The following is a 15,848-nucleotide window of genomic DNA, read 5'->3' as shown; positions in this document are numbered from 1 at the left end:
AACATGTTCCAACATAACAATATTCTACAAGGCGAGCTTGCAACGGAGTACAAAACCGTTATTGCGATGGTGCACATCTATTGCAAAGATCACCACGGTGAAGTTCGTAAGAATAACGCGTTATGTGAGGAGTGTGAACAACTGTTGCGTTATGCCGAAACACGGCTGGATAGATGTCCTTATGGCGAAGCAAAACCGACCTGTAATAAGTGTCCGATTCACTGCTATAAACCCGATCCGAAAGAGCAAATGCGTTTAGTGATGCGCTATGCCGGGCCAAGAATGCTACTTAAGCATCCTATCTTAGCGATTCGACATCTGATTCATGAGAAGCGGAAAGTACCTGAAAAGCCGTTGCCGAATGTGTCGAACCGCCACATCCGAATGAATAAGAAGTAACTTGCGCTTTAAAGTAAGTTCTAAAGAAACGAAAAAGGTCTGATCTCTCAGACCTTTTTGTTTTTTATCTTCTTGTTCAGAGGGCAGCTAGCTTGATGAGGTTAAGCCGCTTGTGGTTCTTCGTAGGTCACCGTTAGGTTGTTGATCCAGCGTCTGCTCAAGTAACGGTGTGAACAGATGGCCAGTTTCACCACTTCTTCTACCAACATCAGGCCGTAGATGTATTTAAAGTCCCATCCAGCGACAAACGCGCCATAAACACATACTGGAATGCCCACCATCCACATCGCGATGAAATCCATACGAAGGCAGAAAGCGTTATCACCACCAGCACGAATAATACCGTTAATGATCACCATGTTGAGCATACGAATCACGACAGCAAAGCACATGATCATCATTGCAGGGGAAGCGAGCGGGTATAAAGCGTCTGTGGTCAGGTTTAGCCATGATATAACATGCTCTTTACCTATAAATAATAGTAAGCCTACAACCGCACCAAAACCAACCACGGCTTTAATGAACGTCAGACCCATGTTCATAGCGTCATCAAACTCATCACGACCAAGTGAGTGACCAAGCAACACTGAACACGCTACAGAAATACCAAAGAATATCGAGTAACACAGCGACTCAAAAGGCGCGAGCATTGAGAATACTGCGAGCTCCGTTGTGCCCATATGGCCAAAGATCATTTGGTACGCCATGGTACCCATTGCCCATAAAACGGCATTCATAGTCAGTGGTAGAGCAATACGACGGTAAGACAACCAAAGCGACGGACGATGTGGTGAACTCGGCGCGGTTAATAACCAGTGGTTACGCATACGCATGTAGCCATACATCAAACCCACTTGAATCAAGCGCGCTAAAGTGGTTGCCAATGCCGCACCTGCAACGCCCATAGCTGGAATACCGAAGGCACCTTTAATGAGTACGAAGTTAAGTGCGATGTTGAGGGCAATCGTCACCGCACCAAGCAATAACGGAGTTACGGTGTCACCTGATGAGCGCATACTTGCTTCTACCACGACCACAATGTGAGTCAGCAGAAGGACAGGGAATCCATACCAAAGGTAAGTCGCGCCAAGTTCAATCACGGTTTGATCGCTGGTCTGCAACATCATTAAAAACTGAGAACCAAGAGTGATGATTGCTGTCACAGGTAGCAGAACTTTTAAGCCAAATACCATCGCGATAGACGATACTGTGCGCGCGCTTTTACGGTCGTTCTTTCCCCAATATTGAGCGACTAATGTTCCGTTTGCTGAGGCCAACCCTGCCATAATCATAATAGCAACGAAGTGCCATTTTGATGCAATTCCCACAGCGGCAGCTGCTTCCATACCAAAATCGCTGACCATTAAGACGTCAGCAAGGGCAAGAATAGCAACCAGCGCACTTTGCAAAGCAACAGGCAAACCAAGTTTAACGATACGAGGTAAGATGCTCTCTGGCTTGTTATTCATAGATGAGTTAGGGTTGATGTTAGTTGTCATAAGCTCTCCGATTTATGGCTGAACTATAGTGATTTGAGTGAAGTAACAACATGTTTAAAAAACAACAAAACCTGTGCAAATCCGTCATTGATAGCATGAAACCGAAATCAACGTGGCAAGATGACGTGTTTCTTGCAGAACAATGTAAAGAACGTTTTTTGACCGTTGAAGATATCCCGGAAATGAGAAGCTGCGGTGTTTACATGGGGGGAATGGCAAAGCTGCATGACGAGTATTGGGTGGAACGCGAATCTGTAAATGTTCATACGTTGATTTTTACACAAGAAGGGGGCGGAATCCTAACCACCGCAACCTCAGTACAAGCGATTACGCCATACACGCTGGTGGTTCTTCCTGCTGGAACCCCATTTCGCTTTGAACTCGATCCTCAATACAACTATTGGAAAATGGCGTGGATGCTGACGCCTGATACCCCGCAGTGGCAACATATTGCGAGCTTGGGTCAGAGTATTGTCCCTTTCGGCGAGTGCGAACAAATCTGGTCACTAATGAACTTGGTTCACTTTGAAATTGGTGGCAGGGCAAGTTACAGAAAGCTACTGATGAGCGAAATCATTCGCACGTTAACAGGGTTTGAGCCTAAATCGACCAGTACCACGGCACGTGTTCAGGCGTTATATAACGAGATCGAAAGCAGTTTGCATTTAGCCTGGACAGTAGCAGGCATGGCTGAGCGTGTGTTTATCAGTGAAGAGCAATTAAATCGAGTCACGAAGTCGCTGTTTAATGTTTCTCCGCGCAGCAAATTGATTCAGTTGAGAATGGATAAAGCGACCAGTTTGTTGAAGCAACAAGATTGGTCGGTGTCGATGATAGCCAATCGTCTGGGTTATAAAGACCCATATAATTTCTCACATCGGTTTAAGAAGCATTTTGGATTATCTCCGAGCCAATATCGTAAAAGTCACCGCCTGACACGCTAACTTATTGATCTGAAAATCAAAGTAAAAGGCCGTTTGGAATATGTCTGATATTTGGACGAAATTTAACTGAAAAGCCAATATAAAACAGTGTTCATTTACGATGTCTGATAACTGAAGAATGCAGTAGATTTACTGTATTGTTAACGATCGGGGTTATGTACTTTTCTCTTACTTTTATGGTCATGCCTATGCAAATCGGTATGGCTGATTCACAAAATAAGAGGTAAGTGATGACACAAGACATAACGGACATGCCGGACTTTAGTTCTGAATGGGTAATCGTTCTTAACAGGAGAGAAGTGAATACTAAAACGAAATTGGTCCGAAAGGAAGACAACGGGTCAATCGTCGGGACATTATCTGAACCACACCGTAAGGTACTTTTCTATCTTTACCAGAACAAAGGCGTGGTCATCAGCAAGAATATTCTCAAGCGCGTAGGGTGGCCTGGTAAGTCTGTGACATCCGCTTCCGTGCTGGTTGCCATTTATGAAATTCGCAGAATGATAGACTGTAAATGTATCTATACCATACCGAATGAAGGCTATTTATTAGAGCCCAGACCCTGCTGTTGATATTCTGTTCATATTCTTATAATAAAAATTTAATCTCTTTACCGTACGAATTCCATTGATTATCGTCAAATCTAAAACGTCCACATATAAGCGACGTTATATAAATACGAACAAATCTGACATTGTCGCTGGCTATATAGTAAGGGAATGATATAAAAATGGACTCTTATCCTGTAATAGAAACGAACCATTCTGAAAACAACGTAGTACTTGAATTAAACGGTAAAATTGTTGAACTCAACACCAAACTTGTTCGCAACGTAGAAAACGGCTACGTACTGGCTACCATGCCTTTGGCATACCGAAAGATCATTCTATTTATGAATCGACATAGGGGTGAATTGTTCAGTGTTAGTCAATTAAAGAAGATTGGCTGGGAAAGTGAGAAAGTGACCAACTCATCTGTGATTGTTGCGATATCCGAAATAAGATCGTTATTCGGAGATGGATTAATCATTACCATCACTGGTGAAGGTTACGTATTTCAACCTTAACTTTCTAAAATAATAGACGTTATTGTTATTTGTTGTCGATCTTTCTTACCGTTGGCATAAAACAAAAAGGGCTCTTCGCTTAGACATGAAGTCTTAACTCAGAGCCCTGATGACACGTCTCTTGTGTCTGTCTATTTGAGCTTACTCGCCTGCAATCTGTAGGTGAGAGCGCTTTAGACTAGCAATCAACATGTAGATCGTTGTAGCAAGTAGAGACGCGAACAGGTATGTGAATAATCCTGCTTGTGAATCCATAAAGCTGTCTGCAACGATTGGTCCGGCAACAGAACCGATGCTGTAGCAAAGTAGCATGATCTGAGTCACTGACACCAAGTAGCTTGGGTCAAGGTTTCGGCAACCCAAGTTAATCGCGATTGGGTATAGCGCAAATGTCGCCATGCCTAATACGAACAAGCTCATGCCTAGTACGTAGAAGTCATGATTGATTGTTAGTACGCCAATGCTTGCCACACCTAATAGGCAGAACAAAGCCATTAACAACACTTGTCCTACATGGTGAGATAACCAAGTCACCATCGGCTGTACAGCCATGCCACCCATGATCACTAAAGCCATCAAACCACCAATGTCTTCATGCGCAATGTTACGTTGAGCAAGCTCTACAGGCATTAAACCGTAGATTGCACCCAGTGTAAGCCCAGACACAATGCAGCCAATTAAAGCGCTGTGGCTCAATTTGCTGACCTGTTTTAGAGACAGAGACTGAGCATCGTGAATCTGTGGTGGTGTCGCTTGTCCGTACATCAACACAATGATCGCACCAAATAGCAGAGTGAACATCGCGATAAAAGGTACGCCACCAGTAATACCTAGATAACCAATACCTAGCTGACCAACCGCAGAACCGCCGTACAAAGAACACATGTAAATAGCTAAGCGTTTAGCACGTTGTGATTCGTCACCGCTCATAAGCCATGATTCAACGATTACGAAGATGCCTGCTACCGCAACACCAGCAACAAAACGAGCCAATAGCCATACTGCTTGATGTGGGATCAATGGCAACACAAGGATCGTTGCAATGAATACGCTCAGTGCCACTACGAATGCGTCTTTATGACCAATACGAGCAATCGCTCGCTCGATCAATAACGTACCCGCTAGAAGACCTGCATAAAAGGCACTCGCCAACCAACTCGATAGATTACTGTCTAGGCCATATTCAGAAAGCATTAATGGCAAAGAGCTCATTAAGTAGCCTGAAGCGATCGCGTAGAAAGACAGTGCAATAACTGGAACGGTTATGCGAGTTGTTGGTTGGATGTTGTCCAATGCAGGAGCCTCCGATAGTGAAAGAAACGATGAATTTTCCGCGACTATGGGGGAGAAACTGAATTGGGTAAAACGAATAAAAATGGTCGTTAAGATAAAAGAAATTTATCGACCAACTGAACTAAAATACCGTTGCGATATTTGGTTAATTGACGAGATTTTATGTGGTCAAAAAGCCGTTAAACCTTTGTTCATCGGTTGTTTAATAGAGAAGGCGATAGCAATTTAATTACGATGACTAGAATTTAATTAAATGCGTGATTTTCTGTTAGACCGCTTCTTTACGGTATTGGCGTGGCGAGTTTCCACTCCATTTGCGAAAGGCATGACGAAAGTTCGCGCTATCTGAAAACCCTACACGCTCAGAGATTTCCTCAATGCTCATTTTGGTCGAAGACAGGTAGTGTCGGGAAAGATGAAAGCGAACATGGTCGAGTATCTTCTGATAGCTGGTGTCGGCAGCTTTGAGGTGTCTACGCAGTGTACGAGAAGACATTCCCAGTTCTGAAGAGATTGATTCTATCGATGGGTAACTTCCTGGTCTCTCAAGCAACATTTGCGACACCTTTTCTTTAAGGCTGGTGGACGCACTGACTTTTGCCAACATGTCATCACATGATTTAAGACACATCTGTAACGTGATGGTATTGGCCGTAGGAAGAGGCGAGTACAAGCTGGTTGCATCAAACTGCCATTCGAGGCGATCACTATTAAATTCAACTGGGCAACGGAAAATCTCGGTATAGAGGTCACCGTATTCTGGTTTCGGATAAGGGAAGCGGATCACTTGGGATGGAAAGGGCTGTTGCAGGACTTCTTCACACAGGCTTTGAATTGCCGCGAACCAATATTCGCAACAAAATGGCAGCAGAGAGTCCAAGTCGATCAGCTGTTCTGCTCTAAAGTATCCAACGTTATCTTCTACCAACATGGTTTTTCTCAACACCGGGCCGGCAAGTTGGAGATATTTAAACCCAATCAGCAAAGCATCTAACAGCGTTTCGCTACTGAATACCGCATAACCCAAAACACCAAAGTCGCTAAACCGTGCTTGTTGGCCGACTCTTAACCCTAAACCGCCTTCGTCACTGTTCGCCAGTGCATTGCTAAACACCGCCAACTTTTGCGCCAAGGTAATGTGCGTGTCTGGCGTGTTGAGCTGAAGATCATCAATGTTACTGCCTTCCAACAACGCTTCGATATTAAGCGCAGGTGACATATATCGATGCAGTAATTGAAGATCAAGAATGCCGAATGCTTGCATATCGGGTTCGTAGACTGCGGTGTATTCCATAGGATGCCTCTTGTTGAATATCGTCATCTTAACCGAACTTTTAACATTTACGCCTGTTGCTTGTTCTCACTTTCCTAAGCTTGTTCAAACTTTTGCTTGATGTGTTCAAGGTTTTACAAGGTCTGATTGAGCTGTGTCCGAATATCACCGGTTTTTGTCTTTTTGAAACCTGTTCGATATGTTATCAAAATGTTGTAATTTGATGGGTTGCACATTGGAACGTCTCAAACATTTTGCTCAATAACGACTTTTTCCTACATGACACGCCAATGTGCAGGCTCTGATAGCAACAAAGACAACACTTATTACAACGATTAAAACGTCTAAGGTGAATGTGACCGTTAGGTCTAGCCAAATAAGGAGATCATGGATGCACAATCTTGCTGTTAACTTGGAACGTAGCGCTTCGCTGTTTCCAACTAAAGCCGCTCTGCGTATGGGCACGGATGAAGTCAGCTTCGCTCAGTTGGAACAACTTGCTGGGAAGGTAGCTGCCAATTTAGAACGACTTGGGTTAAAAAAGGGCGACAAGGTCGCGTTGTCGTGTCCCAATGTGACTTATTTCCCCATTGCTTATTACGGTATTCTAAAAGCAGGCTGTGTCGTAGTGCCTTTAAACGTGTTGTTTAAGGCCAGAGAGATCGCTTATCACCTCAATGACTCTGACGCGAAAGCTTATTTATGCTTTGAGGGCAGTGAAGAGCTACCCATTGGGCGCTATGGATTACAAGGTTTTGCGCAGGCCGATAACTGCGAACATTTCGTGTCTATGCCAATACTAAACGGCGCAACATCCACGCTCTCAGAAAACCATGATCATCAAGAAACGATTGCAGATTGGCTGGCACAACCTTTGGATTCATTTGAGTCTGTAGCGTGTCATGGCGATGATACCGCGGTAATTCTGTATACCTCGGGTACCACAGGTCAGCCAAAGGGCGCTGAGCTTTCACACACCAACATGCAAACCAATGCGATGTCGTCACAGTATCTTATGAGATTGGAATACAGCGACACGACGATGGCCACGCTTCCTCTGTTCCACAGTTTTGGCCAAACAGTAATGATGAACGCGAGCGTGTTGACGGGGTCAACCATGGTCTTGATTCCACGTTTTGAGCCGTCACTGGTGATTGACCAGATCATTAGCCATAAAGTGAGTGTCTTTGCTGGCGTTCCCACCATGTATATTGCGCTGCTAAAGGCGGGAGAAGAGTCTCCTGATAGTTCAGAACAAACAAGCAAACGGTCTGAACAGGTTAAACATAGCCTAAGGCTTGGGGTGTCTGGTGGTGCTTCGATGCCACTTGAGGTCATTCGTCAGTTTGAATCACGCTTTGAATTACCAGTATTGGAAGGATACGGCTTATCTGAAACGGCGCCAGTCGCGACTTTCAATCACATTGATGGTGATCGCCTCTCGGGCAGTGTTGGTCAGCCGCTGTGTGGTCACCTTATCAAGATTACTGATGTACAAGGCAACTCCGTCGCAATGGGAGAATTGGGCGAGGTGTGCATTAAGAGCCCAAGTGTTATGAAAGGTTACTATCAACGACCTGAAGCAACGGCAGAAGCGATCAGAGATGGCTGGTTTTTAACAGGCGATATCGGACGCGTTGATGAGCACGGTAACTTGTTCATTGTTGATCGTGTGAAAGACATGATCATCCGAGGCGGTTATAACGTTTATCCGAGAGAAATCGAAGAAGTGTTGATGTGTCACCCGGATGTCGAGATGGTGGCTGTGGTTGGCGAACATCATGATCAGTTGGGGGAAGAGATTCATGCCCATGTGGTGCTACACGAGCATACACAATGTGACAGCAAAGTGTTAATGGCATGGTGTCGAGAACAATTGGCCGATTACAAATACCCTCGTAAAGTATTCATTCGTAGCGCGTTACCCATGACGGCAACAGGAAAAATCTTAAAGCGAGAGCTACACCCTTTAGAAGTTGCGGAGGCAATCAATGGATAACTATGACTTTATTATTGTAGGAGGTGGCTCTGCGGGGTGCGTGATGGCTTCTCGATTGTCAGAAGATCCAAATACGACCGTTTGTTTGCTCGAAGCCGGTGGCAAAGACACGAGCCCCTTTATCCATACTCCAGTGGGTGTTGTGGCGATGATGCCAACCAAACTCAATAACTGGGCGTTCGAGACCGTTGAACAGCCGGGTTTAAATGGCCGTAAGGGCTATCAACCGAGGGGTAAGACACTCGGCGGCTCTAGCTCTATCAATGCAATGATGTATGCTCGTGGACATCGTTATGACTATGACACGTGGGAAAGTTTAGGTAATGCAGGATGGGGCTATGAGTCATGCCTGCCTTACTTTAAAAAAGCAGAGAATAACGAAGTTCACCAAGATGAGTACCATGGCCAAGGTGGTCCATTAAATGTGGCGAATCTTAGGTCGCCAAGCCCAATGTTGGAACGCTATTTAACTGCGTGTGAGTCGATAGGTGTTCCTCGCAATGAAGACATCAACGGTGCTGCTCAATTTGGTGCCATGCCGACGCAGGTGACTCAGCTGAATGGTGAACGATGTAGTGCGGCCAAGGCGTATTTAACACCGAATCTATCGCGTTCCAACCTCACTGTGGTCACTAAAGCAACCACACATAAAGTCTTGTTTGAGGATAAGAAAGCGGTCGGGGTTGAATACGGATCGAGCGGCAAACGTTATCAGATCCGATGCAACAAGGAAGTCATTTTGTCTGCAGGTGCTTTTGGCTCTCCTCAGTTGCTGTTGCTATCGGGCGTTGGTTCTAAAGATGAATTGAAGGTTCATGGCATAGAGCAAGTTCATGAGTTACCGGGAGTGGGTAAGAACCTGCAAGATCATATCGACTTAGTTCACTCATATAAGTGCAGTGAAAAGCGCGAAACTTTTGGTATCTCGCTGCAAATGGCCTCTGAAATGACTAAAGCATTGCCTTTATGGCACAAAGAACGCCGTGGCAAGATGAGCAGCAACTTCGCAGAGGGAATCGGTTTTCTTTGTTCCGATGATCATATCGCTGTGCCGGATTTAGAGTTTGTATTTGTGGTCGCAGTAGTCGATGACCATGCGAGAAAAATTCATACCAGTCATGGGTTTACCTCACATGTCACTTTACTTAGGCCAAAAAGCCATGGCACCGTGACACTCAACACCGCCGATCCTTACGATCCACCGAAGATCGACCCAGCGTTTTTCAGCCATCCTGATGATATGGAAATCATGATAAAAGGGTGGAAAAAGCAATATCAGATGCTAGAAAGCGAAGCGTTCGATGATATACGTGGTAATGCTTTTTATCCGGTCGATGCCAATGATGACAAGGCGATTGAACAAGATATCCGTAATCGTTCAGATACCCAGTACCACCCTGTGGGAACCTGTAAAATGGGGCCTAGTAGTGATTCTTTAGCCGTAGTGGATAAAGATCTTAAAGTCCATGGTTTGAATAACTTAAGAGTCATTGATGCGTCGGTTATGCCGACATTAGTCGGGGCTAATACCAATGCGCCAACCATAATGATTGCTGAGAAAGTCGCTGATCAGATTAAAGATCAATATAGCTTGGTTAAGGAAGATGATGTAAACAAGCTAGGCGAGAATGAGAGCGCAGAACACGAAATGACGGGTTAGAAGCACAGATTAGAAATAACAGTTGGATTTACAATAGGTTAGGGAGCCTTATCCGTTAAGGTTCCTTAACCCATTTTGTTTGCTGATTACTAAAAGAACCGAAACTTACTTACTTACTTAGTTAGAGCTTGATTAAGCCATTGATCAAATTGACCTTTTGGTAACGCACCGTTGATCGTGTCGACACGTTTACCATCCTTAAATACCATCACAGTAGGAATGCTTCTGATTTGGTACATTGCGGCAAGTTGTTGTTGAGCTTCGGTATCAACCTTAATGAATCGAACATCTCCAGAGCGTTCTTTTGCAACGTCGCTGAACACAGGCGCAAAGCCCACACATGGGTTACACCATGTTGCCCAGAAATCGACAACCACAGGCTGTGAACTGTTCAAAATAGATTGGAAATTCAATGATGTGCCTTCGATTGGCGCGCCATCTAGTAATGCGTTTTTGCATTTACCACAAGTTGGGCTTTCTGAAATTCGTTCTGAAGGAACTCGGTTTACGCCACCGCAAGAAGGGCAACGTGTGTTGAATGTAGACATAACTTTCTCTTTTTATTGCAACTCCGTGTCTAACGCGATTTACGAATCACGCACGGAACGCTTATACTGTTTAAAACAAGAATACGATACTTAAATAAAAACAAACAATAAACAGGTAAATGATGACAAAATTTTACGCCGAGATTACTGGCTGGGGAAAGTGTCTGCCACCAGCCGTGCTGTCCAATGATGATTTAAGCACTTTCATTGATACGTCTGACGAGTGGATTCGTACTCGAACTGGTATCGAGAACCGTCGTATCAGTCATGTAAATACCTCTGAGCTAGCGACTGTTGCTGCTCAACACGCAATGGCGTGTGCTGGTCTTACTGCCGAAGATATCGATCTCGTGATCATCGCAACGTGCAGCCCTGATTCTCTTATTCCAAATACTGCGTCTAAAGTTCAACAGAACCTAGGCATCAAGAGCGCAGCGGCTTTTGACCTTAACGCAGCATGTACAGGTTTCATTTACGGTGTTGAAACCGCAACTCGATTGATTCAAGCGGGTAACTACCGCAATGCTATCGTTGTCGGTGCAGAACGTCTTTCATTCTTCATTGACTGGACCAAGCGTGATACTGCGGTTCTATTCGGTGACGGCGCAGGCGCTGTAGTTCTATCGCGCACTGAAGAGCAAGTTGGCCTGCAAGAAGCGCAGATCGGTTGTGACGCCGAAGGCCGCGATATTCTAGCAGTACCAAAGTTCGGTACTTCTATGGATCGCTTCGCTGCTGACAATGGCTACTGGGACTTTGATTTCGTAGGTAAAGAGATCTTCAAACGTGCGGTTAAAGGCATGGGTGCAGCAGCACACACAGTATTGAGCCGTACGGGTATCTCAACGGACAACATCGATGTTGTGATTCCACACCAAGCAAACATCCGAATCATTCAAACTCTGTGTGATATGGCGGGCATTGAGCGTGAGAAAGCGTTTGTGAACATTCAAAACTACGGCAACACGTCGGCTGCGACTGTGCCGATTGCATTGTGTGAATCATTAGAGCAAGGCTTTGTTAAACCTAACTCAAACATCCTTGTGGCGGCATTCGGTGCCGGTTTAACTTGGGGTGCTGGTCATATTAAGTGGGGCAGCCGTGTTGAACCGTTAGGCCAATCGGACGCTAAGCTGCCAGAAGCGGACAAGTCGGCTTTAGAGCTTCTAGAAAGAGCCATTTTACACTGTAAAACGCGTCCTAATTCTGAGAACGAGTAGCAGCATGGTGCAAGTTCGTTTTATGACAGAAGCCGACCTCGATGGGGCGGCTTTAGTTCACCAAGCTAGTTTTGTTCGACAGCAAAGCTCCAAAGATTGGTTACAATGTAACTTAAATGCTGCGCCACGCTTTCTTAACTTCGTTGCTGAGAACGAAGGCGAGATTGTCGGCTACATTATTTGGGTGCAAAAGAGTGGGTTTAGACCTGAAGCTGTTTTGGAACTAGAGCAACTTGCTGTGTTACCGAGCGTGCAGGGGCAAGGATTAGGCAAAAAGCTGATTCTAGACTCCTTACCGCAAGTGAAGCAGAAGCTAGCAGAGCAAGGCTCGACACTAAAGCATGTATTAGTGACCACCAGAGTAGACAACTTTGCACAAAAGCTTTATCAATCGACGTTGGGCGCAGAAGTCGAAACCACGATTTCAAACCTGTACTCTGCGGATGAAGTGCTTATGATAGCTCGCAATGTGGGTGAACGAATCTGATCGCTGAGTTCTTAGAACCAATTATAATCAGCGGTATAAATCGATTTACGATTAATTAGGGACTTTTACAGTCCCTTTTGTTATTTCTTAGGAAGTGTTTTGAAGAAAGTTTTAGCAATTGGCTACGTTTGGCCAGAACCGAATTCATCGGCGGCTGGCAGCCATATGATGTCTCTATTACGTCTATTTAAGAGACAAGGTTGGTCTGTTGAGTTCGCAACGCCAGCTCAAGAAACCGAGCACATGATTGATCTCTCTGAAGAGGGAATCACAAGCCAATCTATTCAGCTAAATTGCGATAGCTTTGACCAGTACATCGAAGAGCTGCAACCTGATGTTGTAATGTTTGACCGCTTTATGATGGAAGAGCAATTCGGCTGGCGCGTTGAGAAGGTATGTCCGAATGCCTTTAAGTTATTGGATACTGAAGATTTACAGTTCCTACGTAATGCTCGACACGAAGCCGTTAAGAAAGAGACAGAGTTAACGAAAGAGTACCTGTACAGTGATTTGGCGAAACGTGAAATTGCTGCGATTCTGCGCTGTGATCTTTCGTTGATCATCTCAAGCTACGAGATGGAATTGCTGCAATCTGAATTCAATATTGATCCAAAACTGTTACATCATCTGCCGTTCATGGTTGACCTCAATACGCTACCTGAAAGCACGAAAAGTTTTGAAGAACGTAAGCATTTCATGACGATAGGTAACTTTAGACATGCGCCTAACTGGGATGCTGTGCTTCAGTTACAGAAGATTTGGCCGAAGATTCGTCAGCAGTTACCAGACACTGAGCTTCATATTTACGGATCTTATCCGCCACCGAAAGCAACGGCTTTGCATAACCCTAAAACCGGTTTCCATATCAAAGGTTGGGCGAAAGACGCTCAAGAAGTGATGGAAGATGCGCGTGTTTGTGTTGCGCCATTACGTTTTGGTGCTGGCATTAAAGGTAAGTTGCTTGATGCGATGAAGCTGCAAACTCCAAACGTGACGAGTGAGATCGGTAGTGAAGGCATGTTACCGCAAGGCGAACTGCAATGGCCGGGTGCAGTGGCTGATGACATCGATGAGTTTGTTGAACAAGCTGTCGCTCTCTATAAAGATGAAGAGAGGTGGCTTGAGGCTCAAAGCCAATGTCATTCAATTCTTGAAGCGCACTATGAACAGAATCAACTGGGCGACAAATTAATCGAGCGATTGACTACGCTAGATTCTGAACTTGAATCTCATCGACTGGATAACTTCTTTGGCTCGATGCTTAAGCACCACAGCATGGCAAGTACTAAGTACATGTCCCAGTGGATAGCTGAAAAGAACAAGATTAAGTAACTGACATACAGTTCAAATGAAACCATAAGCCCTTAGGTTAACGCCTAAGGGCTTTTTTGTGCTGGCTGGATAGTAAATCAAAACAAACATAAGCATAAGCGAGGGAATTTATATTAGCATTGACTAATTTATATTTATTAGTAAACTCTAATTTAAAGGTTGTTATGAGTTTATGATGTTTGTTGATAGGAGAGGTCTGTGCTTAGTTTGATTCCTTGGGATGCTTTTTTCGGTGGCATGTTGTTAGGTGTGTCGGCCATTGTTTTAATGTTGGGCATTGGTCGAGTTGCAGGTATTAGTGGCATTGTTAGCCGTTTATTACTAGTTGGCACCAGCAACAAAGAAAGCGAAGGCGTGGATACAGATAAAACTGACAAGCATTGGCGCATTGCATTTGTTGTTGGAATGGTCGTAAGTGGTTGGTTGTTGATTCCTACCGGTTACCAACTCCCTCAATTGGAAGAGATGAACCTCTTGGTAGTCGTTATCGCTGGCCTGTTAGTCGGTTTTGGTACAAAAACGGCGAACGGGTGTACTAGCGGACATGGGATTGTGGGAATGGCGCGTTTGTCTAAGCGCTCGATTATCGCAACGTGTGTATTCATGGGTGTGGCAATAGTAACTGTGCTTATCAAGAACCTGATGGGATTGGGGGCGTAATGAAAAACTCTTCATTTACTATCATTGTTGGTTTATTGGCTGGGATCTTGTTTGGCTCGGGTATGATCATCTCTGGTATGGTTGACCCGAACAAAGTACTTGGCTTCTTAGATGTTACTGGCAATTGGGATATCAGCTTGGCATTCGTTATGGGCGGTGCGCTACTGGTATTCGCTCCGTTTTATCACCTAGTCATTAAAAAGTGCGTTAAAGCAATCAATGGCGAGCCGTTAGATAGCCGTAACAACCCTCGAATCGACAGAAAACTGATTCTAGGTTCAACAGCGTTTGGACTCGGTTGGGGGCTGGCAGGCTTTTGTCCAGGACCTGCGGTGACGAGTCTCAGTGGCGGTAACCCAACCGTGTGGGTGTTTATGATAAGCATGCTGGCGGGAATGTGGTTGGCAGGTCGAATGAATAAAACTTGCTAACGTTAAACCTACCTCTTATCGAATAGGCTTGATATGAGCATTTGAGAGGTTGACTCGCTTTCAGCAAGAAAGCCAGTCAGCCTCTTTCTATATCTATTGTTTCTATTATTTGCCGTTATCTATGATCTACCGTTATCTAATTTCACTATTTAATAGTCGTTGAAACTGGGCAGTGGTCGCTGAGTTTGTAATCCAGCACATCTTGCGTTTCAAATACCTTCTGTTTCGCAGGTGACGCACTCAATGAGTCGCTTACCACAATGTGATCAATCACAGAGCGGAATTGGTGTGTGCGGTGGTTATTACGATTTGAGCGAACCTTACAATCCGCACGGGTCTTTCTTGTCGCTAAACGAGCATCCGTGTTTTCAGTTAAATCCTTCCACATCCAATCTCTTGAGTAGGATAGGTTATGGTTGAAGTCGCCCAGAATGGCGTAGTCTTCGTTATTGCGCTCTCTTTGCTTTATCCACTTGTTCAGTTGCAGAGCTTGGTCTTTTAGGCGTGAACAATCGCGGTTAGACTTATACGCCCCGCTGCAGCCTGCCTTTAAATGCACAGACAACATGTGAATTGGTTTTGAGTCAGTATCAACGACCACATAGCTGGCAAACCTAAGCTTGCTGTTAGAACTCGATTCCAGAGGAAAGTCAGCATAGTCGGTAAGTGTGATTCCTTTACGAACTGCGAAGCCTGTGTATTGGTTCACTTCTTTGAACTGGCGGTTACTGTTTTCTGGTAATGCTCGGTCAGACATCAATATCTTGTATTGATCGCCAGACACACGCTGAATGGCATCTGCGTCATCGACTTCTTGAAAAGCAACCACGTCTGCGTCTAAAGATTGGAAGTACTGTTTGAGTTTATCGAAATCAGCTTGATCACGTTGGGCGGAAAACTTATTCACAGCCTCGTTGGTTGATAACCATTCGATATTCCAACTGGATATGGTCAAAGGTTCAGCAAATGCGTGGCTACTGAGTAAGCAACCCAACGTTATCCAGTTTCGAAGTCGTTTCATGCCAAATATCCCT

The 15,848-nt window shown here is 44.8% G+C and carries 17 protein-coding genes; 12 read left to right on the top strand and 5 right to left on the bottom strand.

The genetic code is table 11. The features are described 5' to 3' along the window. The first annotated feature begins 3 nt into the window (after nt 1–3). On the top strand, nt 4–399 hold the full coding sequence (locus tag L0992_17270; GenBank protein ID XGB69789.1) for a nitrous oxide-stimulated promoter family protein: 396 nt from the start codon (nt 4–6) through the stop codon (nt 397–399). A 101-nt stretch (nt 400–500) separates the two neighbouring features. On the opposite strand, the gene L0992_17265 is transcribed toward L0992_17270, so the two are convergent. Then, a complete protein-coding gene (locus tag L0992_17265; GenBank protein ID XGB69788.1) occupies nt 501–1,898 on the bottom strand; it encodes an MATE family efflux transporter in 1,398 nt (465 codons plus the stop codon). A gap of 50 nt (nt 1,899–1,948) precedes the next feature. Here L0992_17265 and L0992_17260 point away from each other — a divergent pair, with 50 nt between their 5' ends. From L0992_17260 to L0992_17250, 3 genes are all read left to right on the top strand, one after another. Then, entirely contained in the window at nt 1,949–2,842 is an 894-nt protein-coding gene (locus L0992_17260) for an AraC family transcriptional regulator (protein XGB69787.1), read from the top strand. 230 nt (nt 2,843–3,072) lie between these two features. Then, nucleotides 3,073–3,417 carry a winged helix-turn-helix domain-containing protein gene (locus tag L0992_17255; GenBank protein ID XGB69786.1) on the top strand — a complete coding sequence of 115 codons (345 nt, stop codon included), beginning with the start codon at nt 3,073–3,075 and terminating at the stop codon, nt 3,415–3,417. A gap of 158 nt (nt 3,418–3,575) precedes the next feature. Continuing rightward, nucleotides 3,576–3,911, top strand: a complete 336-nt coding sequence (locus tag L0992_17250) for a helix-turn-helix domain-containing protein (GenBank protein ID XGB69785.1) — start codon at nt 3,576–3,578, stop codon at nt 3,909–3,911. Between the two features lie 141 nt (nt 3,912–4,052). Here L0992_17250 and L0992_17245 read toward each other — a convergent pair whose 3' ends face one another. Then, entirely contained in the window at nt 4,053–5,204 is a 1,152-nt protein-coding gene (locus L0992_17245) for an MFS transporter (GenBank protein XGB69784.1), read from the bottom strand. Here L0992_17245 and L0992_17240 point away from each other — a divergent pair. Continuing rightward, nucleotides 5,176–5,433 carry a hypothetical protein gene (locus L0992_17240; protein ID XGB70428.1) on the top strand — a complete coding sequence of 86 codons (258 nt, stop codon included), beginning with the start codon at nt 5,176–5,178 and terminating at the stop codon, nt 5,431–5,433. The two genes, L0992_17245 and L0992_17240, sit on opposite strands and share 29 nt — an antisense overlap. Nucleotides 5,434–5,472: 39 nt before the next feature. Here the strand turns inward: L0992_17240 and L0992_17235 are convergent, their stop codons facing one another. Further along, a complete protein-coding gene (locus L0992_17235) occupies nt 5,473–6,498 on the bottom strand; it encodes an AraC family transcriptional regulator (GenBank protein ID XGB69783.1) in 1,026 nt (341 codons plus the stop codon). A 370-nt stretch (nt 6,499–6,868) separates the two neighbouring features. On the opposite strand from L0992_17235, the gene L0992_17230 reads away from it, so the two are divergent. Both L0992_17230 and L0992_17225 read left to right on the top strand, forming a co-directional pair. Beyond that, entirely contained in the window at nt 6,869–8,476 is a 1,608-nt protein-coding gene (locus tag L0992_17230) for a long-chain fatty acid--CoA ligase (GenBank protein ID XGB69782.1), read from the top strand. Then, nucleotides 8,469–10,136: a GMC family oxidoreductase N-terminal domain-containing protein gene (locus tag L0992_17225; protein ID XGB69781.1), complete on the top strand. Its 1,668-nt coding sequence runs from the start codon at nt 8,469–8,471 to the stop codon at nt 10,134–10,136. Before L0992_17230 ends, L0992_17225 begins: the two co-directional genes overlap by 8 nt. Nucleotides 10,137–10,249: 113 nt before the next feature. Here the strand turns inward: L0992_17225 and trxC are convergent, their stop codons facing one another. After that, nucleotides 10,250–10,684, bottom strand: a complete 435-nt coding sequence (trxC, locus tag L0992_17220) for a thioredoxin TrxC (protein XGB69780.1) — start codon at nt 10,682–10,684, stop codon at nt 10,250–10,252. A 122-nt stretch (nt 10,685–10,806) separates the two neighbouring features. Between trxC and L0992_17215 the strand changes: the two genes are divergently transcribed. The 5 genes from L0992_17215 (at nt 10,807) to L0992_17195 (ending at nt 14,814) form a co-directional block, all read left to right on the top strand. Next, nucleotides 10,807–11,904 (top strand): ketoacyl-ACP synthase III, encoded by a 1,098-nt coding sequence (locus L0992_17215; protein XGB70370.1) that lies wholly within the window; start codon nt 10,807–10,809, stop codon nt 11,902–11,904. A gap of 22 nt (nt 11,905–11,926) precedes the next feature. Beyond that, nucleotides 11,927–12,391 carry a GNAT family N-acetyltransferase gene (locus L0992_17210; GenBank protein XGB70369.1) on the top strand — a complete coding sequence of 155 codons (465 nt, stop codon included), beginning with the start codon at nt 11,927–11,929 and terminating at the stop codon, nt 12,389–12,391. Between the two features lie 99 nt (nt 12,392–12,490). Then, nucleotides 12,491–13,723 carry a glycosyltransferase family 4 protein gene (locus tag L0992_17205; protein XGB69779.1) on the top strand — a complete coding sequence of 411 codons (1,233 nt, stop codon included), beginning with the start codon at nt 12,491–12,493 and terminating at the stop codon, nt 13,721–13,723. 198 nt (nt 13,724–13,921) lie between these two features. Then, nucleotides 13,922–14,383 carry a YeeE/YedE family protein gene (locus L0992_17200; GenBank protein XGB69778.1) on the top strand — a complete coding sequence of 154 codons (462 nt, stop codon included), beginning with the start codon at nt 13,922–13,924 and terminating at the stop codon, nt 14,381–14,383. Then, a complete protein-coding gene (locus L0992_17195; GenBank protein XGB69777.1) occupies nt 14,383–14,814 on the top strand; it encodes a YeeE/YedE family protein in 432 nt (143 codons plus the stop codon). The genes L0992_17200 and L0992_17195 overlap by 1 nt, the downstream gene beginning before the upstream one ends. A gap of 145 nt (nt 14,815–14,959) precedes the next feature. Here L0992_17195 and L0992_17190 read toward each other — a convergent pair whose 3' ends face one another. Beyond that, a complete protein-coding gene (locus L0992_17190; GenBank protein ID XGB69776.1) occupies nt 14,960–15,835 on the bottom strand; it encodes an endonuclease/exonuclease/phosphatase family protein in 876 nt (291 codons plus the stop codon). Between the last annotated feature and the right edge of the window lie 13 nt (nt 15,836–15,848).

The sequence above is a fragment of the Vibrio pomeroyi genome, from assembly GCA_041879425.1.
GTDB lineage: Bacteria > Pseudomonadota > Gammaproteobacteria > Enterobacterales > Vibrionaceae > Vibrio > Vibrio pomeroyi_A.
Note: the sequence above shows the minus strand (reverse complement) of the source record. Positions and strands in the feature narration are given on the sequence as shown.